The 21,287-nt window shown below is 33.2% G+C and carries 14 protein-coding genes and 2 tRNA genes; 2 read left to right on the top strand and 14 right to left on the bottom strand.

Translation table 11 applies throughout. From position 1 onward, the window contains the following. Window positions 1-4: 4 nt before the first annotated feature. The 8 genes from KFZ70_RS12550 to KFZ70_RS12515 form a co-directional block, all read right to left on the bottom strand. Window positions 5-2,299 (bottom strand): GH92 family glycosyl hydrolase, encoded by a 2,295-nt coding sequence (locus KFZ70_RS12550; RefSeq protein WP_139696164.1) that lies wholly within the window; start codon window positions 2,297-2,299, stop codon window positions 5-7. Window positions 2,300-2,531: 232 nt separating this feature from the next. Further along, window positions 2,532-3,323, bottom strand: a complete 792-nt coding sequence (locus KFZ70_RS12545) for a metallophosphoesterase (RefSeq protein ID WP_139696166.1) — start codon at window positions 3,321-3,323, stop codon at window positions 2,532-2,534. Between the two features lie 22 nt (window positions 3,324-3,345). Further along, window positions 3,346-4,476, bottom strand: a complete 1,131-nt coding sequence (locus KFZ70_RS12540; RefSeq protein WP_139696168.1) for an alkaline phosphatase — start codon at window positions 4,474-4,476, stop codon at window positions 3,346-3,348. Window positions 4,477-4,631: 155 nt separating this feature from the next. Further along, window positions 4,632-6,899 carry a GH92 family glycosyl hydrolase gene (locus KFZ70_RS12535; RefSeq protein ID WP_139696170.1) on the bottom strand — a complete coding sequence of 756 codons (2,268 nt, stop codon included), beginning with the start codon at window positions 6,897-6,899 and terminating at the stop codon, window positions 4,632-4,634. An 84-nt stretch (window positions 6,900-6,983) separates the two neighbouring features. Then, window positions 6,984-8,342 carry a glycoside hydrolase family 71/99-like protein gene (locus KFZ70_RS12530; RefSeq protein ID WP_233244026.1) on the bottom strand — a complete coding sequence of 453 codons (1,359 nt, stop codon included), beginning with the start codon at window positions 8,340-8,342 and terminating at the stop codon, window positions 6,984-6,986. 105 nt (window positions 8,343-8,447) lie between these two features. After that, complete coding sequence (locus KFZ70_RS12525; protein ID WP_139696174.1) at window positions 8,448-9,137, bottom strand: DUF3823 domain-containing protein; 690 nt, start codon at window positions 9,135-9,137, stop codon at window positions 8,448-8,450. A gap of 36 nt (window positions 9,138-9,173) precedes the next feature. After that, the gene (locus tag KFZ70_RS12520) at window positions 9,174-11,057 is read right to left on the bottom strand and encodes a RagB/SusD family nutrient uptake outer membrane protein (RefSeq protein WP_139696176.1); all 1,884 of its coding nucleotides are present in this window, start codon (window positions 11,055-11,057) and stop codon (window positions 9,174-9,176) included. 9 nt (window positions 11,058-11,066) lie between these two features. Beyond that, entirely contained in the window at window positions 11,067-14,237 is a 3,171-nt protein-coding gene (locus KFZ70_RS12515) for a TonB-dependent receptor (protein WP_139696178.1), read from the bottom strand. 306 nt (window positions 14,238-14,543) lie between these two features. Here KFZ70_RS12515 and KFZ70_RS12510 point away from each other — a divergent pair, with 306 nt between their 5' ends. After that, the gene (locus KFZ70_RS12510) at window positions 14,544-17,084 is read left to right on the top strand and encodes a hypothetical protein (RefSeq protein WP_139696181.1); all 2,541 of its coding nucleotides are present in this window, start codon (window positions 14,544-14,546) and stop codon (window positions 17,082-17,084) included. Window positions 17,085-17,123: 39 nt separating this feature from the next. Beyond that, window positions 17,124-17,294, top strand: coding sequence for a hypothetical protein (locus KFZ70_RS12505; protein ID WP_158293194.1), 171 nt, complete (start codon window positions 17,124-17,126; stop codon window positions 17,292-17,294). Between the two features lie 240 nt (window positions 17,295-17,534). Here the strand turns inward: KFZ70_RS12505 and KFZ70_RS12500 are convergent, their stop codons facing one another. From KFZ70_RS12500 to KFZ70_RS12475, 6 genes are all read right to left on the bottom strand, one after another. Beyond that, window positions 17,535-17,912 (bottom strand): tyrosine-type recombinase/integrase, encoded by a 378-nt coding sequence (locus tag KFZ70_RS12500; protein WP_317128519.1) that lies wholly within the window; start codon window positions 17,910-17,912, stop codon window positions 17,535-17,537. Further along, window positions 17,909-18,325: a phage integrase SAM-like domain-containing protein gene (locus tag KFZ70_RS12495; protein WP_317128520.1), complete on the bottom strand. Its 417-nt coding sequence runs from the start codon at window positions 18,323-18,325 to the stop codon at window positions 17,909-17,911. Before KFZ70_RS12495 ends, KFZ70_RS12500 begins: the two co-directional genes overlap by 4 nt. Continuing rightward, entirely contained in the window at window positions 18,322-18,711 is a 390-nt protein-coding gene (locus KFZ70_RS12490; RefSeq protein ID WP_317128521.1) for an Arm DNA-binding domain-containing protein, read from the bottom strand. Before KFZ70_RS12490 ends, KFZ70_RS12495 begins: the two co-directional genes overlap by 4 nt. A gap of 216 nt (window positions 18,712-18,927) precedes the next feature. After that, window positions 18,928-19,002, bottom strand: a tRNA-Pro gene (locus KFZ70_RS12485). Between the two features lie 18 nt (window positions 19,003-19,020). After that, window positions 19,021-19,104, bottom strand: a tRNA-Ser gene (locus KFZ70_RS12480). Between the two features lie 95 nt (window positions 19,105-19,199). Further along, window positions 19,200-21,254: an HD family phosphohydrolase gene (locus tag KFZ70_RS12475; RefSeq protein ID WP_139696183.1), complete on the bottom strand. Its 2,055-nt coding sequence runs from the start codon at window positions 21,252-21,254 to the stop codon at window positions 19,200-19,202. Window positions 21,255-21,287 lie beyond the last annotated feature (33 nt).

Below are 21,287 nucleotides of genomic sequence, written 5' to 3'. Positions count from 1 at the left end.
AATATTAGTTGAATAATGTTTTGTTTTCTAATGGCCCCATTTCAAACTCGATGGTACTCCCCTCTACAATGTCTTTATGAGTAAAAAAAGGTGCCTCTAAATCAACTCCATTCAATTTTAAAGATTGAACGTATAGGTGTTTTGGATCATTATTTTTAGCTACTACCGTAAATTTTTTACCATTGGTCAGGTTAATGGTGACTTTATCAAAGATTGGACGACCGATAGAATAGGTGTCATTTCCTGGGCTAAATGAATAGAAGCCCATAGCATTTAAAATATACCACGCAGACATTTGCCCACAATCCTCATTACCTGATAAACCATTAGGGTGATTAAAGTATAAGGTAGACATGATATCATCGGTTAGCTTTTGTGTTTTCCAAGGTTGACCAACAAAATTATACATGTGCGTAATATGATGACTTGGCTCATTACCATGAGCATATTGACCAATTAAACCAGAAATATCACTAGACACATGTTCTCCTTTAATTTCAGAACTGGTGGTAAATAATTCGTCTAATTTTCCAATAAATTTTTCTTTACCTCCCATTAGCTCTACTAGGCCATTAACATCGTGGGGCACAAACCATGTCCACTGCCATGCGTTGCCTTCTACATAATCATCTTTTCTATGCTGAGAGTATTTAGGATCAAAAGGCTCTCTAAACTCACCATTACTTTGAAGCCCTCTCATAAATCCTGTTTCTTTATCAAAGTACTTAAGGTAACGCTTAGAACGCTCCAAATAACGCTCGTAATCTTCTGTTTTCCCAAGGTCTTTGGCCATTTGAGCAATACACCAGTCGTTATAAGCATACTCTAATGCTTTTGAAACAGATTCATTTTCTAAATCTGAAGGAATATATCCTAACTCTTCATTGTATTTTTTAGCCATTGGAGATACTTTCTCCTTCACATCTTCTGAAGGAAACAAAATACCAGTATCATTATATGTTGAAGCATGTATCATAGCCTTGTAGGCTTTCTCTATATCAAAATCTCTAATACCTTTAAAGTAAGCATCAACAATTACAGGTATTGAATGGTAACCTATCATACAACCAGTATAATTCCCATTTAATTCCCATTTTGGCAAAACCCCTCCATGGTCGTACTTGGTTAATAATGTATTTATGAATGCATTGTTTTTCTCTGGCTGAGTGATGTTTAACAATGGATGAAAGGCTCTGAAGGTATCCCATAAAGAAAATACAGTGTAAATATTTTTGTCTGAAGTATATATTTTTTGATCCATACCTCTGTAACGTCCATCAACATCACTAAAAACATAGGGACTCATTCCTGTATGATATAAACTAGTATAGAAAATGGTTTTTTCGTCTTCACTTCCTCCTTCTACTTCAATTTGATCTAAATGCTTTTTCCAGAGGGTATGTGCCTCTTGTTTTACTCTATCGAAGTCCCAATCTCTTACTTCTTTTTCAAGGTTATTTTTAGCACCTTGAGCATCAACAGAAGATATCCCAACTTTTATTAACAAAGGTTCAGATTTATCGCCTTTAAAGTTAAGGACGGCTAACAGCTTTCTACCTGTTACTTCGTTTAGCGATTCTTGAGCTATTTTATCCTTGAACAACTCAGCATCAAACGCCTGGTTGAATTTTGCATAAAAATAAATATGCCTGTTTGGCGCCCAACCTTTAATGTGCTTATAACCGCTAATTTCTGTGTCACTCAACACAGTTATGGTACTATTTACCACATTTCTGTCGTGAACAGTATGATCTGTATCAATTATTAGCTTCTTATCGGCATGGTCTGGAAATGTATATTTATGAAAACCAACCCTTGTAGATGCCGTTAATTCAGCCTTAATACGATAATCTAATAATTTTACCGAATAATAACCTGGTTCAGCTAATTCATCGTCATGACTAAATCGGCTTCTAAAACCTTCATCTGGATTTTCAGGACTGCCTGCTTCTAATTTAGTTTTGCCTGTAAAAGGCATAAAAAGAAAATCCCCTAAATCACCAATCCCCGTTCCGCTAAGGTGAGTATGACTAAAGCCCTTTAAGGATCTATCAGTGTAGTGATACCCACCACAAGCATCCCAACCAGCTGTTCTTGTGTCTGGACTTAATTGTACCATAGCATTAGGTACTGTTGCACCCGGAAAAGTATGGCCATGTCCTCCAGTTCCAATAAAAGGATTTACATATTCTGTATTATCTTTTGAAATTGTGACCGCTTCTGAATGCCCTCTTTTTTCATCACAACTAGTAAAAAATAACGTTCCTAATAAAAGAACGCCCCATAGCTTGTTTTTCATAATTATAAAGTTGAAATTAGATTAATCATCACATTTAGATGATCAATTAACTGCAACCAAAATTAGAATCGTTAATTAATTTATGATGAATATTCAATTAATTAAGAGTTAATATTGCTTTAATTGAAGGATAAAAAGAAAAAACATGTAGTTCTCTACACAAGTAATTAATATTGTGTCACTTTATGGGATAGTTTCTTTAAAAAAAGCATCTTAAGAAAAAGTGTCGTACTTAAAAACCTATTAACCTGATAAACTTATGAGATATAGAATCCTGCGATACAGTCCAAAATCTAAATCCTAACGGTCTATTATCAAAATTTTTACAAGTTGTTTCTCCTGTTACTAACTGAATGTTTTTATAGGTATTAATAATCGTTTCATGTTTGTGTCCTGACAAATATGCTTTAACCTTGTTTTTTACTAATAAATTGAGAATCTCTTCTCGTTTTTGGATTGGAATATTAAAATATTCATCAGATTCATTAGGGGACTTGATATACAATGGATAATGTCCCACTACAAAAATATTTTCCTTTGTTTTCTCTAAACTATCCAATGTGTTCTTGAACCAAATATGATGCTGCTCTGATTCACTTTGAACCTCCACGTTCCATAGCTGTGTATTAACCACTACAAACGTAGATTTTTTATTTTTAAACTTATAATAATCTTTCCCTATCCTATTTCTATAATAAGTTAAACTTTTTTTATCAGGAACATTACCAACATCATGATTTCCAGCAGCCAGATAATACGGTATTCTAAATTTATTTACAATAGTTTTAAAATCGGCATACGAACTATCTGTGGCATTGTTAACCAAATCACCACAAACTATAGCAAAATCAGGTTTAAGAAGATTTATTTGTTTTACGGCTTGCTCAAATGTTTTTTTATCATGCGCATAACCTCCCATTCCTAGTTGTATATCACACAATTGAACAAAATTAAACGACTCTTGTTTGATTTGATGACATGACAAGAACCATAGCATAAAAATACTGACAGGTAATCTTCTCATAAATATCTAAATATTATGGATATCATTTCTTTTTCCAACCTGTAACTTGCATGATTTTATGAAACACCTCTGTATTCTCATAAATACCATTAAATATTTCTGCACCAGGCCCATAAGCGAAAACCGGAATTAATGTAGCTGAATGTCCGCCGTTTGAAAAAGACATTCCAACCTCTGAATAATCTCCATATTTAGACCCATCAGCTCCTTTTTTTATCTTCCCAGAAAGGGTAAAACCTCCTGTTTCATGATCTGAAGTAACAACTACCAATGTGTTACCATCTTTCTCGGCATAATCTAAAGCCTTGCCTATAGTGTTATCAAAATCAATCAATTCTGAAACAAGATAATCTCCATCATTTTGATGCCCTCCCCAATCAATTTGTGAGCCCTCACTCATAATAAAAAAAGGATGATTATCCTTACTTAAAAACTTAATAGCTAAATCTGTGGCATTCTGTAAAAAGTTCCCTCGTCCTTCTGATACCTTTGGCATTTCGTTAGATGCAAGTAAGTATCCCACTCTACTATACCTTTTTATATTTTCAAAATCTTCTAGCTGATTCGTATTTATATGGCAATCACTCAAACCATTAGAATCTAATAAATTTACACCATCCTTTCGCTTATTAAAATATTTCACACCACCACCTGCAAAAAAATCAACTTTAGATTTCGTTAAATCTAAAGCAATTTCTTCCTCCATATTACGGCTAACGGCATGGGCGAAAAAGCTAGCTGGTGTGGCATGTGTCAAAGAAGAAGTAGCTATAAGCCCTGTTTTCACTCCCTTATTCTGTACAATCTCAACAATTGTTTCTAGGTTAGTAGAATCATTAGCAACACCTATAGCTCCATTGTAAGTTTTTTCACCACATGAAAATGCAGTGGCTCCTGCCGCTGAGTCTGTTACATCCTGTACTAATGAGGATGTTTTAATAAGTCCTATATTATTAAACCTTGAATAATTTGGAACATCATCCTTAAAAAAAAATGATGATGAAATTTGAGATAAACCGGCCCCATCACTTATTAAAAGAATAACATTTTTTGGGCGTTGTATACATTTTTTTGATAAAAGTTCTTTTTTTGAAGCACATGACACAACAAACAAGCAAAAACCAATTAAACTAACTTTTACTAAACTATCCATTATTGCTTAATTATTTTTAAAAATATTTTTTTTTTAAACTTTACAACTAAAAGAAGGGGTTTTCACCCCTTCCAACTAATAAACTAAACAATACCGTTATCTTACTATAATAGGATAACAATACACTCAAAACTAAATAAAACTAACTCAAAACTTTAATCAACAGAAGGAGGTGCCATTTCTGCAGAACTACCCCACATTTTATTAGCTTTATCTCCCATTGTTAAAACCAAAACAGCTCCATCTATAATATCATCATGTGAAAACCAAGGCTTATTCCATTCTTTTTGATTCAATTTCGCTGATTGAATGTATTTGTTTTCCTGGTTATAATTTTTGGCTATTATGGTAAAATCTTTTCCATTTTCTAAATGAATTGTTGCATGTTCAAATACAGGGCTTCCAATATTATAAATAGGCATACCTGGAGTAACAGGATAAAACCCAAGTTGCGAAAACACTACAAATGACGTCATTCCGCCTCCATCTTCATCTCCAGGAATGCCCATTAAATCTTCTCTAAACCACTGTTTTAAAAGAGTACGAATACGCTTTTGAGTTTTCCAAGGTTGCCCTGCATAATTATATAAATAAGGAATATGCAATGATGGCTCATTAGCCATAGTAAATTGCCCAACATTACCTGTTTGATCAGGTAACTGAGCATAAAACGCATATTTACTTCTTCCTAATGGCTCTGCAAATGTACTGTCCAGATGTTTAACAAAAGATACTTTTCCTCCCATTAAATCTATTAAATCTTTTACATTATGCTGCACATCCCATCTGTAAGTCCAAGCATTATTTTCACTGTAAAACTTTCTAGCTCCCATACCACCAGAAAACTTATAATCAAAGGGTTCAATAAAGTTACCTTTGTCATCCTTTGGGTGAAAAAAATGAGTTTGTTGGTTGAATAGGTTTCTGTAATTAAAAGAGTTATCTAAAAAAATACGATAATCTTCATTTTTTCCAAGTTCTTTGGCTATTTGGGCTAAACACCATTCATCATAAGACGTACCCAAAGTAACTGCAACGGGTTGTCTGCTTTCAAATGTATGTACTTCTGGGACAGATTCTTCTTCTCCTGGATGCAATGCAGGAAAATACCCCTTCTCTTTATAAAAGGCATCTAATTCCCCAGCAGGCATTCCTGACCAAGGCGCTAGTGTTTTTTCGGCTATTCCATTTTTGCATGCTTCGTATGCTTTTTCAAGATCAAAACCTCTAAGTCCCTTTTTATAGGCATCAATTACTGAAGCTACACCATGATTTGAATTCATTCTTCTACTATCTCCTGTAACCTCAGGGAAAGTTGGCATCCAAAACTCATCCATTTGTTCTGCCATTAGTATGAAAGAATTTATAATATCCTCTTCTTTTTTTGCGTCAATTAAAATACGTAATGGATGATGTGCCCTGTATGAATCCCAAATCCAATCATCAGTGTAAAAGGGTCTTCCTTGGTCTTGATGAACACTATTGTCAAAAGCGCTGTAATAACGTCCATCTTCAGACAAACATACTGGTCGTTCAAAAGTTCGATACAAAGATGTGTAAAAAACGGTTTTGTCATCATCATTGCTTCCTTGAACTTCAATCTTACTTAATGCATCATTCCAAATGTTTCTCCCTTTTGTTCTTAAGGATGCTATATTTTCATCCAGAAGCTCTCTTTCAAAATTTTGTTTTGCCTGCTGTTCATCAATAAAAGAGATTCCATATTTAATATGTAATTTTTTTGTGTTTCTTGTAAATTTTAATACAACATTGGAGTTTTCATAGTTTTTACTCGATCTCTTTACTAACTCATTGTTTTTAAGTTCTAAAATGTCTTCAGGGTTTTCATCAATTGTCATATATAGATACACTTTAGTATCATTCTCTATGATTTGATAACCTGTTAACGTTTTACCATTCCAATTTATTCCGCCATTTTTTGAGTTGATTACTAGATAAACAAGATCATCTTTTTCAAAGTCCAATTCATAAATAGCAGATTGATGTGACACACTAAAATTAACAGATGTGTTTTGTTCATCAAGATAAACTGAATAAGAGTATGGTGTTATCTGCTCATTATCATAGCTATATCTAACTACTTCCTTTATGTCTTTTTCTTCTCCTTGAAACGGGCTTAAATTAAAAGCAGAACTTCCTCTATGACTGGTAATAATAAGAGGCAGTCCATCTAACAAATCTGAAGTGAAATCAGTTCTCTCTGGGTATACTCGCATCATACTATTTGGCAAATGGATAGTAGGATATGTAGGCACCAACAAATGACTAATATTACCTATATAGGGGTTAACAAAATCAACTAGCGTTTTATTTATTTTAGTATCATCTGAGACGGACCAAGCTATTAGAAACATAACAACTGCTCCACCAAAAAACAATGTATTTCTTAAGTATTTTTTCATTTTATATTTTAATCTCTGTCATGAACATCTTAACACCAGTAAAAAACACTGTTTATAAAATGTAAAATAATATCAAAATTCAAACTATTGACGATTTGGTTTATTAATGCTATAGCTACCTTCTCCATGAAACCAATTTGCGGCTTGCCCCGTTAACCATAAATAATAGTCAGAATCTAAGTCGTCTTCAATCCCTACATATTTAAATCTATTCTCTTCATTTGTTGGACCGTAACCATTTAATGGTACTTCTTTATTACGTTTTACTTTATAAATTGCTGTTCCCTCATCTACTTCATCAAACATGGCCACATATAAACTCTTAGCTCCAGATAACTTTGCACCAGCAACTTGCCTCCATAAAAAGTCTCCTCTTAATCTAGGAATATCATGGTATTTTTCAGGCGTTTGTTGCAAATTACCCCAGGTAAATCCGGGAAAAACTAATGGCACATAATCTACTTTATTGTATTCTGCCCATCTTATATCTTGATAGACATTGTCTGCATTATAGCTAGATGGTGAATTGTATCTTCCTACTGCCCATGGCATGATAATGTCAACCTTTTTTATCAAATTATGTAATCCTTGATTATTTTCTGTGTCATTTCCAAATGTTCTCCAATAATACGGCACACCTAACATAATAGACACTTTGTTTCTAGGCCCTTTTAATTTACCAACCAAACGGTCAACATCAATTGTGGTATACTTTCTATTATCGTTAAACCCAACACCCCATATAGACATTAATGGTTTCCCGTTATGACGCAAATAGGTTGGATGCTCAACATTATCAAATAAATTAAACTCTTGTACTAACTCATTCCAGTCTTGTTCTAAATAGGCTACTTTTTGGCTATCACATCCACTAAGGTCATACATCACACTTATAGCTCTATCATACTTTTTTGCAGCCTTTAATGCATTTGCCAACACTTTATTAAAGTGTCTTTTCCCTTTAGGATTTGAAGAATGAATTTCTACAACAAATCGTTGCATATGAACGCCATCTATATTATTTTCTTTCATCCATTTAAAATGAAGATCGATTGAAGACTCATCATATGGGCTATATAAATAGGCATCTGAACCATCTTCATATTTAAACGGCGTCACATACTTCTCAGTATATTCACTCATATCTGGCCACATATCAATACTTGAACACCCCGGAAAAAAACCACCGCATTTAGGGTTTTGATAATGGTACCAACCTCTATTAGAGTCATCGCCTTGAGCTGCAAACCAACCTTGGTAACCGGCCATTACTAAGTTTGTATAAGATGTATACAAACATCCTGTTTCATCATAAACAATCTCATCAACTGGAGGAGGTGTCACAATAACCTCATCATCATCTTCCTTTATATCTGCAGCGTCACTACTACTGCATGACCATCCTATGCATAAAAATAAAATGGCAACTACTGCCCTTTTCAAAATCTCGTTCTTTATCATTTCTTTTTTTTTACTATTAATCAATTTTAATAAAAGTGGCCTCTATTTAAAATTAAAAGAGGCTACTTTTATAAATACCTAAACTTATTACAGTGCTATTTCAACAGCTGGCGCATAATTAAATCTTGCATTTGCAGTATCATATAAAGCACCTATTCTGAAAAAATAAGTTTTACCTTCTTTCAAATCTATTTCGGCAGAAGTATCAATTGAAATTTCATACTCTTGACTAGGATCAACAATATTATTAATATCCTGTTCAGCTTTTACAAGTCGCATTGGTTCTCCAACATGTTTATCAGCACCTGCGTATAGCCCAATTTTGCTAACATTTGATACCCCAGTTTGCTCTAACTTAAACTTAGCGGTAACTATGGTTCCGTTCTTCTCAATAGAATAATCTTTAATTCTAATGTAAGGGGTAACAATTAAGTCTAATTTTGTCTGCCCTTGAATATCTAATACTATTGTATCTAGGGTTCTAAAGTTAGTTCTAATAGGTATTATTTTATATAAACCTGAAAAAAGTTTACTATTTTTATAAGTACCATCAACTTTATAAATTAGTCTTTGAGGTGTTGCATTTTCATAGGCTTGTTCATAAATTTCAATTTCGCCTCCGCGGATAATATCTTGCTCAACTAACTGGCCTGTTTGCTCATCAATAACACTCCCATACAACCCTGCATCAGGACCATCAAAATTGTCTAACTCACAAGAAGTAAACACACCTATTGAAAGCATTAGTAGTATAATATATCTGATTTTTTTCATCATAATTAATTTAAATTTTAGAAATATTTAACCGTGGTTTTATGGGTTTGGAACTAAACCGTTCAATCCGATACCTGGAATATTTCTGTAATATTCGTTTACATCAAATGTCTGAGGATCATTTCCTCTAATTCTATCTCGAATAAAGATATATTTGTAAGGAGGCTCTCCTCTCAAATCAATCACTGGCTTTAAGGCGTGTTTTCTTGTGTTATTGAATGTTGTATGATACGTTCTTCTTCTCATCAAATCCCATATTGTCTTGTTCTCAAAGGCTAATTCAACTGTACGTTCTCTCATTACATTTTCAACAGTTAAAGGAATTTCTGTTTGATGAAATGCACGTTTTCTTGTTGCATTTAAAGCATCTTTAGCCATACCGGCATCACCCAAACCGCTTTCTGCAACAGCCTCTGCATAATTTAATAATACCTCAGCATATCTTATCTCTGCAAAATCTGTTGTACTTCTATTCCAACCTGGAACTACAGGGTCTAAGCTCAAGAATTTTTTAAAACCAAACCCTGTTTTTGTATGGTTACCACCTAAAGGGCTAAATCCTGAAAATTGAGATGGATCGGAAGAACCGTATGTAAAGTAAAACTGTCCGTTAGCACGAGTAACCCCATTAGTTTCAATTTTAATATTACCACGAGGATCTATAAAACCTGCTTGATAAATAATGGTTTCACCTTTCCACTCTGACATTGGTAAAATTACAGACCCCTGCAAACGGGCATCTTTACCTGCAAATATATCAAGAGGATTTTCATAGTGTAAATACTCCCTACTGGGATCATAACCATTGTAGTTATTAATATCTCCATCAACCGTAGTGACAATTGGAGCACTAGACCCAGGGTTATCATAACTTTCAAATAAATCAACAAACTCAAGCGTTGGACAATATCTTCCTGGATGTGGCCATCCATTGGTTAACTGGTTTGGATTGAACCAAATATTATAGTTATTTCCGTAATTATCACCTGGAATGGTGCGTCCTTTAATCAATATAGCCTCTTCTGGTGCAATATTTGGATCTGCAAACATTGCTCTAAAATTCTCAGCCGCTTCTTCTACACTTGATGGGTTTGTCTTGTACAAACTAAACGGTCCGTTTTCTATAATATTTGCCGAGGCATCAATACATGCTTGGTAATATTTAGAAGCTGAATTTTCAGGAAGACCAACTAGTCCTAGGTTAACTGCTTCACCAGTCAAATTGATTTGGTCTCCAAATTTTGCTACTGATGCAGCGTATAATGCAGCTCTTGACTTTAACGCTAAAGCCGCCCATTTTGAAGCTCTTCTTCCATTAGTTTCATCTAAATTATTAGCTGCTACATCACACTCTGCTAGAATAAAATCCCATGTTTCCATTTCTGTATTTCTAGGAACTTTTAATTCTTCAACATCGCCATTAAACTCTTGTGGTTTTAAAATTAACGGCACACCCCCGTAACGCTTTGCAAGACCGAAGTAAGCAAAAGCTCTAATAAATGCAGCCTCACCAGTGTAAAATGCTCGTTGCTCTTCAGATATGTTTAATTCTGGAATAATTTGAATAAAAATATTTACATCTCTAATTAACCTATAAGCATCTTCCCACCAATTTAAATAGCCTCCATTGATAAAGCTATTTCGCTCACTGTGGTGTGCCCAAGGTGTTAACATATCAGTTGTAAATCCGCCGTTGTTTGGGTTACTTCTATTATAGTTAAATCCGTCTCTAGGAAAGTAGGTAAGATCTTCAATAGGCATTCTATCATATAAATCTGCCAAGTACAATTTGGTACCTTCTGGATCACCAAATAAATCATTTGCCGTTATTTTATCTGTTGGCTCCAAGTCAAGACCATCATCACATGAGACAACCACAAGACCTAAAACAAATAAGATAAAAAGTTGTTTTATAGTTTTCATATTTATTTTTTAAAAATTAACGTTTAGTCCTAAGTTAAAAGTGCTCGTTACAGGGTATGTTAATCCGGCGGAATAAGCCCCTTCTATCTTTTCTGGATCAAACGGTTTTACAAAGTCATCTGCCCAAGTATAAAGGTTAAAACCACTTCCGTAAATTCTCAAATTAGTTATTCCTAAGGTACGTTCTAGAGACTGAGACTTAAGGTTGTAACCAATCTCAAGAGACTTTAATCTTAAATAAGACGCATCTCTTCTCCATCTTGAACTTTCTCTGTACATTCCACCCACATCTCCAATAGTTCTGGATGCAGGCCATTTTCCAGGAATCCATGCACTATCAATATCATAGGGATCTTCTTTTCTCCATCTATCGTAGAAATAAGCAGGTGTATTTCCTCTAAAGGCAAACATCTCGGCATATACTTCTCTAAATCTAACAGTATAATTAGCAGCTCCTTGTAATAATAAGTTAGCATACCATCCTTTATACTCTAAATCTAAGGTGAAACCATAGAACATTTTTGGTTTTCCTGAGTAAAACAACGGTTGCTCGTCTAAACCGTTTATTACACCGTCTTCATTCCAATCTTCATATGCAAAATCGCCTGGCAATTCTCTTTCGCTATTACTTCTATCTCCGTTTTGTAATGGCGCATTTGCTATCTGGTCTTCATTTTGAAATTGTCCTATATAGTTATACCCCCAAAAAACATCGTTCCAACGATCTGACCGTTGATTTCTCCATCTAGAATAACTATTCGTAAATGCTTCGCCTTCCACATATTTTCTTTTGGTTCTAGCATGGGCAAAATTACCAGAAACTGCAAAATTGAAATCTTCACCAATTTTATCTCTATAACTTATAGACAACTCTAAACCTTGGGTTACTTCACTATTCAAATTTTCTTGAGGCAATTCACCTCCATAAGTATTTGGAAGTGCTATACTTCTCTTAGCAGGAATACCATCTAACAACCGTTCATAAACCTCTGCAGTGAAATTGATACGGTTTTGTAAAAAGCCCATATCTACGGCTATATTTTTTGTAGTCGCCTCCATCCATGAAAGGTTTCCATTTGCAATTGGTGGCGTAGAAATACCTTCAGTCAATTCTCCATCAACAAATTCATATGACCCTCCACTTCCAATACTAAAACCTTCTACATATTGAAAAGGATTTCCCTCTGGCATTCCAATTACACCATAAGAACCTCTAAACTTTAAGTTAGATAACCAACTCACATCTTTTAAGAATGATTCTTCTGACGCTCTCCAACCTAAAGAAGCTGTTGGAAAAAAACCATATCTGTTTTCTGGAGCATAACGATAGGACCCCATGTAACGACCTGCTAATTCTAATAAATATTTCCCTTTATAGTCATAGTTGAAACGGCCAATATATGAAAAATCAGCAGATTGATTTTCTATACCATCTGTATCTGGATCTAACACGTCTGCGAATCTGATTTGATCCTTAGTATAAAATTTCCTGTAATACCTTCTAATAAAAGACTCTCTATTTTCCCAAGTATTTTTCTCGATAACCGCAGTTGCACCTATATTGTGAACATCATTAAATGTTCTTTTATAATTTATGTATCCTTGTAGTGTAAGAGCATCACTATTTGAGTTTCTATTACTTATATTAGATGTCCCATCATTTTGTTTAAGAGGATTATACTTATCTGTGTCTTCATCATATGTATATAAATTATAGGGCAGTGATAGCGATTTATTCTGAAATATATTAGCATCATACGCAGCTACGGCTTTAAAAGACAAGCCTTGAACAAAAGGCGCATCATACTCAAGTGAGAATGTAGAAGTAAATCTTTTAGTATTACTTCTGCTATAACCTGTAACATCCTTCTCCATAAAAGCCACAGGATTTAAACCTGATAATACTGGTGCTAAATAAGCAGGATTATTATTGGCATATGGACGTTCAGTTGGCAAAGTTACACGTGTTCCTTTAAAAATATTAAAGAAGCCTGTTCCCGGTTGCCAATTTTTATCCCATCTGCCACTCACTAAAACTGAACCTGTTAAGTTTTTAGCAAATTCTGTAGTTAAGTTAGTACGGAAATTATAGCGTTTATACCCCATATCATTACTACGTATAAGTCCATCTTCATTTACATACCCGAAACTGATAAAATAATTTGTCTTTTCAGAACCGCCAGTAGCCGAGAAATTATGCTGTTGTGTAAACGCTTGTTTTTTAAGTACCAAATCAGTCCAATCTGTACTTTCATATCCAGGTGCACCTGTTCTCCATAATTCTAATTCTTCTGGAGAATAAAACGGTGTCCCTGCCCCTCCTGGAATAAACAATTGTGTATCATTCCACATTTGGGTGTACTGAGCAGCGTTAGCCATTTTAGGAACGTCAGTTGGCCTTACAACACTAAGTACAGAATTGTAATTAAATGTTGGTTTAGTTTTACTTCCTTTTTTGGTGGTAACTAAAATAACACCATTTGCAGCACCTAGGCCATAAATAGCAGCAGCAGCATCCTTTAATATTGAGATACTTTCAATATCATCAGCATTTAACTGTTGAAAATCAGCTGAACCTCCTCTTCGAATACCATCAATAACATAGATTGGAGCCCCAAATCCACGTATATTAATATCGTTATCAAAAGAACCTGGCTGACCTGATTGCTGACGAATTTGAACACCCGCAATTTTACCAGATAGCTTTTGAGCCACACTTACGTTTGTTGTTGTTTGAATTTCTTGATTATCAATAACAGCAACAGATGCTGTAAGACTCTCTTTCTTTTGAGTTCCATAACCAACTACAACAACTTCATCCAGAGCAGATATATCTGACTCTAAAGCAACGTTTATGGTTGACTGGTTTTGCACAGCAATTGACTTTGTCAAATAACCAATGTAGCTGAAAGTTAAGGTTTGTGACCCCGTTTCTGGTATTTTAATGCTATAGTTCCCATCAAAATCTGTTACTGTACCGGTTGAGGTGTTTTCCAGTAATACAGATGCACCAGGAAGAGGCACTCCATTTTCATCTACTACAGCACCTGAAATAACCCTGTTTTGCGCCAAGGCTCCTTGTGTACCGAATAAAATTATTAAGAACAATAAACGTAATAATGCAACAAACGGATTTTTCTGTTTGTCGACTCGAGTTTGGTATAAAATATTTTTTTTCATAAAAATTAGCTTGTTAAATCATAATTAGTTGTTAGTTTTTGTTTTTGTCAAATCATACAGTTAGAATTTTATTTTTTGTTGAGCCAAATATATGTGGCCAATATTAATTAGTAAATAATTAACACTTAATAAGCACTTAATTTTCGGTTAATTTTTTTTGACCCTTATTTTTTTTAGAATTTCATAATTCAGACATTAGATTAGATTGGTTATTAAGAATTTTTTGCTAGCAATAGTAACAAAAAAATAAAATATCAATTATATTGCACTGGTTATACAGAGATTCCATTCCCCTATCGACTGATTATGAAAAAAAACATCTTATTTATATTTCTTCTAACGTTCTTTAATGGTGTTACAGCTCAAGATGTTTTAGATGAAGGTCTTTATTTTTCATCTCATGAGGTTACCCAAGAACAAAGAACTTCTCTTAACCTAACTCCCAATTACCCTCTAGAAATAGACCAAAAGCTTGTTGTTGAGTTTGAAGCTAATTTTAGACGAGGTGATGGCTACTACGGCAATATAGTACAGCTCATAGGAGATAAAAAAACAAACATTGATTTAGTGGCAAACCTAAATCACGAGAATGAAAATTTTTGGCTTGTAGTAAAGGATAAAATACTATTTAAATATAAATGGGCCGACATCCCAAGAGGCTCATATGATAAATGGATTAAGTTTAAAATTGAAATAAACGCAAAACACTCAGAAATTACCATATCCATTAATGGTTACAAACTTTCAAAAGATATTGAAGGTATTTCTAAAATGGATGTGTTAGATATCATTTTTGGAAAAAGCAGATATAAAGGGTTTGTGACTACAGACGTTTGCCCAATGAGTATTAAAAATGTTAAGATATTAGATAACAACAATGCGCTCATCAAAAATTGGCCACTTGGGAAGCACACTAAAAAAAACAAAGTATACGATAATATTTCAAACGACGAAGCTCTAGTAGAAAACCCGAAATGGCTAATAGACCAGCATGTTTTCTGGAAAAAAATTCAAGATTTTAATTTTAACAATCTACTTGGCACTGCTAACGACCCCATAAATAAAAGAGTTTATTTTATAAACCCTAAGTCTATTTATATATACCATATAGATAACAACACTATTGATACTTTAAATCAAATACGAAACACAATCAACTGTCAATCTGCTAATTATAAATTCAATCATTTAAGCAATGAGCTTTTAGCGTATTCAATAGATGAAGGGTTTTATCAAAAGTTTGATTTCAAAAAACAGCAATGGTCAGAATCAAAAACCTCATGTCCCGAAACGGCTTATTTTCACCATAATAAAATCATTTCACCCATTGACAGTACCTTACTTACTTTTGGCGGATATGGGTTTTATAAGTACAAATCTCAAATCTCTAATTTTTCTTTTGGTAAGTATAATATCCAGTCTCTTGATTTGAGTAGTCAAGTTCCGCCAAGATACTTAAGCTCTATGGGACTGCAATCAGACAACAAACTTTTACTATTTGGCGGGTACGGTAGCCCTTCTGGTAAACAAGGTGTTAGAAGCAGGCATTTCTATGATTTGTATTCAATAGACTTAAACAACAATTACAAAACCAATAAGCTTTGGGAAACGGACAACATACCTTATTCTCCATTTGTACCGGTTTCATCAATGATTATAGATGAAAATACGGATAGCTTTTACACACTAACTTATAACAACACCAATTACAATACCAATTTAAAACTTGCTCAAATTGGGGTGTCATCTCCTAAAGTCACAGTGTTTTCGGACTCTATACCATATGAATTTCTTGATATTAAATCGCACGTAGACTTTTTTTTAGATTCTAATAATTCAAAAATTCACACGTTAACAGTTACAGAAAGCAAAGCAAGTCTTTATTCATTAACTTATCCCCCACTTTTCCCTGAAGATATTTATCAAAATGAAATAGAACCTCTAGTTTTAAGAAAAAACTATTGGATTTATGCTTTGTTCGGTCTTATTTTAATTTTCATCTCAATTTTTCTTATCCGTAAAAGATTAAATAAACCTAATCGAAAAGTTAAAACTACCGATGCTCCGGCTCTAAATGAAGAAATTCTAGAATTAACACATGTAAAACCTGAAAAAGTAAAAACATCTGCTATTTATCTATATGGAGGGTTTCAGGTTTATGATAAAGAAGGCAATGATATCACTGCCTTATTTACACCTACTCTAAAGCAACTTTTTCTTATCATACTTTTAACAAGCGCCAAAAACGGAAAAGGTATTTCTTCAAACCAATTAACAGAACTTTTATGGCCTAATAAATCTGATAGTAACGCAAGAAATAACAGAAACGTTAACATCAGTAAATTAAGACTGCTGTTAGATAAAATAGGTAATATTGAAATTAGTAATGATAATACATATTGGAACATTAATTTAGGGAACTCTGTTTTCTGTGATTTCACTTTTGTTCAAGAGGCTTTAGACGAAAATGCAAATAAACATCTTGACCATGAGCAAACCTATAAACTCTTAAACATAATTTCAAAAGGTGAAATTTCACCAGATGTACATACAGAGTGGATTGAAGATTTTAAGAATGATGATAACAATATGTTAATTGATAATCTTATTAGAATCGCTAAATATATAGACGACGCGCAATTACTTATTTTACTAAGTAATATCATTTTAAAATACGCTCCCTTGAACGAAGATGCTATCTCTATAAAGTGCAAGTCCTTGTATAACCAAGGAAAAAAAGGAATTGCAAAGAAAAACTATAATGATTTCTGTCAAAAATACTTTGAATTGTTAGAGGCTGATTATGAAAAATCTTTTAAGGAAACAATTTCTGATTTTAAAAACTAATAATAGCCTATAAACAACTGATACTTTAATTCAGAGCTTTTGCAAGATATCATTCACAACGTTAAAAATGACTCCACCAATTATATCCGATTTGAACAAATGACCTCTTCTGAAAGCTATCAAGTCATGCAAGATTTTGCCAATTCACTCCCCGATGACCAGTCTAAAACACAAGTATTGAGAATTTTAACAAAGAATAAGTCCTACTAGAATTTCAAATATTTTATAGATCATTCTGAACATAGAGAAAACTGGTTTGCTTTTAAAAATAACGCCTACATAAATTTTGTTAAACAGCAAGCTAACATAAATAATTCTACGCTATAAAATATTTTTTTTAGATCAACCCAGCATAACTTGTTTCAACTTTAACATAATCACTACTGACAAGAAGATTTAATTCCTTTAGTCTCCAAGCGTCCCAACAAATTATTAATATCCTCACTAATTTTACTCTCCACCACCCGTGCATAAATCTGGGTAGTTGTTAATTTTGTATGTCCCAATAATTTTGAAACTGTTTCTATTAGGAACACCATTTGAAAGCATAACAGTTGTGGCAAAGGTATGTCTGGCTACATGAAACTTAAGATTCTTATATATCCCGCAATCTTTGGCTATTTCTTTTAGATAACTGTTGACTTTTTGATTAGAACTCATTAGTAATAAATTTCCTGTTTTGCTTAGGATTTTGTCTTGACTGTACTTTTTAATAATATCCAAAGCTTTTGGAAGTACAGGTACCTTTACACTTTCATCTGTCTTTTCTCTATTAGTATTAATCCATAAATTATTATCAATACCTCTTACAATATTATTTTCGGTCAAATCTTTGACGTCAACATAAGATAGTCCTGTATAACATGAAAAATAAAGCAATCCTTAAACCGATCAAGACGCTCACTTTTAAATTCGGTGCACTCTATTATTTTAAGTTCTCTATCTGTTAAACAGGGCCTGTCATACTTATTATATTTCAACTTGAACTGATTAAACGGGTTTTTTAGCATCCATTCAAGCTTAACCCCTAAATTGAGCATTTTCTTGAAACGCTCCAGATATTTCATCACTCCATTGTTCGATAACATCAATTTCTTTTTAGAGTTTTTATAATGACGTAAGAAATATTCAAAATCGGTAACAAACTCATAATTTAGTTGATTTAAATAGATGTCACTTGATCTGCGTATATTTTGCAAGAACTCATACAAATATCTTTCTGTGGTGTAATAATTCTTCATGGTTCTGGTTTAAGTACAGCTCCCATCTTATCATGATGATAACTAATAAGATCTCTCAAAGTCTTACTGGTTTTATCTTCTCCCAAATACCGAGATTTAATCGAATCTGAAGAAACAATAGCATCTTCAATGAGTAATTCTTTATGACAATTCAATAATTTGCCAAATACTTCATCTAAATATAAGTTCAAAGTTTTTATTTTTGAAGAACTCCCCTTAGCCCTACTCTTATGACAATCCCAGTCTTTAAATAAAACAGATCGCTTTAAACTAATCTCTGAGCGCTTACCATTAACCGTGATACGTACATAAATAGAAAGTTCTACTGGGTTGCTTCTTGATTTTCTCGTAAAGAAAATAACGAAAAAGGTGTTTTTTGATTTCATTTTAAAATGACTTTAATTAAACAATAACCTGTTAAATCAAAAGTCAAATCATACTCGAAAGTTCCTTAAAGATAATACATTTCGTTCGAACCACTGCACACCGAATTGCACACCTATTATTTAGTTTTAAATAAAATCAATCAAATGCATAAAAAATGAAAAACACTGAAAATCATAAGATTAACAGTGTTTTAGTTTAACTTATTTCTAAGTTCGTCGGGGTGGCAGGATTCGAACCTGCGACCTCCGCGTCCCAAACGCGGCGCGATAACCGGGCTACGCTACACCCCGATTTTGGTTATCTATTTGCGGAGAGACCGGGACTCGAACCCGGGCAGCACTTACGCGCTGACAGATTAGCAATCTGCTCCATTACCACTCTGGCACCTCTCCTAATTCTTATTAAGAACATTGCAATAAAATTGCGGTTGCAAATGTAACTTAAACACTGAAAGCACGCAACTATTTTAATTACTTTTTTATAAATTTTATTCAGGATATTCTATTCGTAAATGATAAATATTTGCAAGCTTGTGTTTTAGCACTTTTTTTATAGATTGAATTTCTTTAAACGTGATATTTGCATTTAAAAATTGTCCCTCTTCAATCTGTTTATTTATTATATTTTCTACAAATGCCTCTATTTTAGTTGACGTGGGTTCTTTTAAACTTTTTGACGCCGCTTCTATACTATCACACATCATTAAAATGGCAGTTTCTTTACTAAAAGGTTTTGGTCCTGGGTAACAAAAATCTACTTTATCTATTTCCAAATCTGGGAAACTCTTTTTTTCCTTCATGTAAAAATAATATACCATACTAGTACCATGGTGTGTCCTAATAAAATCAATAACCCGATCAGGTAAATTATATTTTTTTGACATTTCTATACCGTTGATCACATGATCTATAATAATTTTTGCACTCTCTTTAGAAGACAACTCGTCATGTGGATTTATGCCCGTTGATTGATTTTCGGTAAAAAAAGTAGGGTTCTTCATTTTTCCAATGTCATGATATAAGGCACCAACCCTTACCAGCATGGCGTTAGCTCCTATTTCATTTGCTGATGCCTCAGCCAAATTAGCAACATTTAAAGAATGATGAAAAGTCCCTGGAGCTTTGTTAGCTAATTCTTTTAAAAGTTTTGTATTAGTATCAGAGAGCTCTAAAAGTGATACATCAGAAACCAATCCGAACAATTTTTCATAAACATAAATAAGAGGCTGCACAAACAAAGTGGCTAGACCGCATAAAATAAACCAAATAAATGTTTCCCATTTTAAAGTGTCAACACTTCCTTCGTGAATAACAAAAAAAGCAAAATAAGCAATAATATAAATAAGTGTTATTTGACCAACAGATATAAATAAATTTGCTCTTTTATAAAGCTCAGAAACCGTCAAAATAGTTACAATACCTGCTATAATTTGAAGAAACATATATTCATAACTATTAGGGACTATAAAACCAATTAGTAATACAGTTAATACATGCGAAAACAAACCAAGTCTAGCATCAAAAAACGCCTTAAAGACAAGCGGCAAGATACATATTGGAACTATATAAATGTATTTTGAGTTGTAATTGACCACCAAGGTTGTAATAAAAACAACTAGCGAAATATTAAAGAAAATAAAGGTAACTTTGGTGTTATCCTCAAACACTTCAAACCTGTATTTTCTTAAAAATAAGAGCAACATTAACAACGCTAAGGAAACAAGAAGCGTGTATGCTAAAATAACCCAATTGTAATTGGTTTTGTTCCAAACTTGTGATTCATACTCTGATTGTAAAGATTTTAAACTCTGGTATTTGTCACCCTCAACCACTTCTCCTTTTGACACAATAAGCGTTCCTTTAGCTATACTGCCTCTTGTATAAGCAATTTTACCTAAATCTTCCTGTATAACTTTGTCTGTAAACGCTTTATTTAACGTAAGATTGGGATGAAGTAGATCATAAAACAAGGCAACAAAACTTGTTTTAAACTTAGATAGTTCATGTTCTAATAAAACCCTATTTATTTTTAAGGTAATAGCTTCTTGTGACACTAAATCAGAATAAAACCCTTCACTAATTTTCTCTCTACCTTTTAGTATTTCAACGACTCTATCATCCTTATAATCATATTTTTCATCTAAAACACCAAATTGATATAATTCCTCTATCAAGGCTTTACCTGTTTCTTCAAGTTTTACTTTTATTTTCTTAGGAATTGAATCTGGAAATGAATCATCAAAATGCGCATCAAAATCTGAAACAATTTTAGGTAAAATCAACTCATCTACATCAAAATAAAGTGTAGCATTATCAATTATTAATTGCTTTTCTTTTTTAATTTCTTCATCAGTTTTCTTTACAGCAAAGTCAAATGGCGCATACAAATTTTCAGATTGCCACGGCTTTCCTTGTTCAAAGTTGTATTTAAATTTTCCGCTTTTAGGAAACAAGTAGACAATAAAAAAAGTAGTACAAACAAATAATAACCCTTTATAAATAAGAGAATGGTTTCTATATAATTTATTAACGAAGTCTTTCATTTAGAAATCAAATGTAATAAAATTATAGACTTG

It is taken from the genome of Allotamlana fucoidanivorans, assembly GCF_045788535.1.
In the GTDB taxonomy this organism is placed as follows: Bacteria; Bacteroidota; Bacteroidia; order Flavobacteriales; family Flavobacteriaceae; genus Allotamlana; species Allotamlana fucoidanivorans.
Note: the sequence above shows the minus strand (reverse complement) of the source record. Positions and strands in the feature narration are given on the sequence as shown.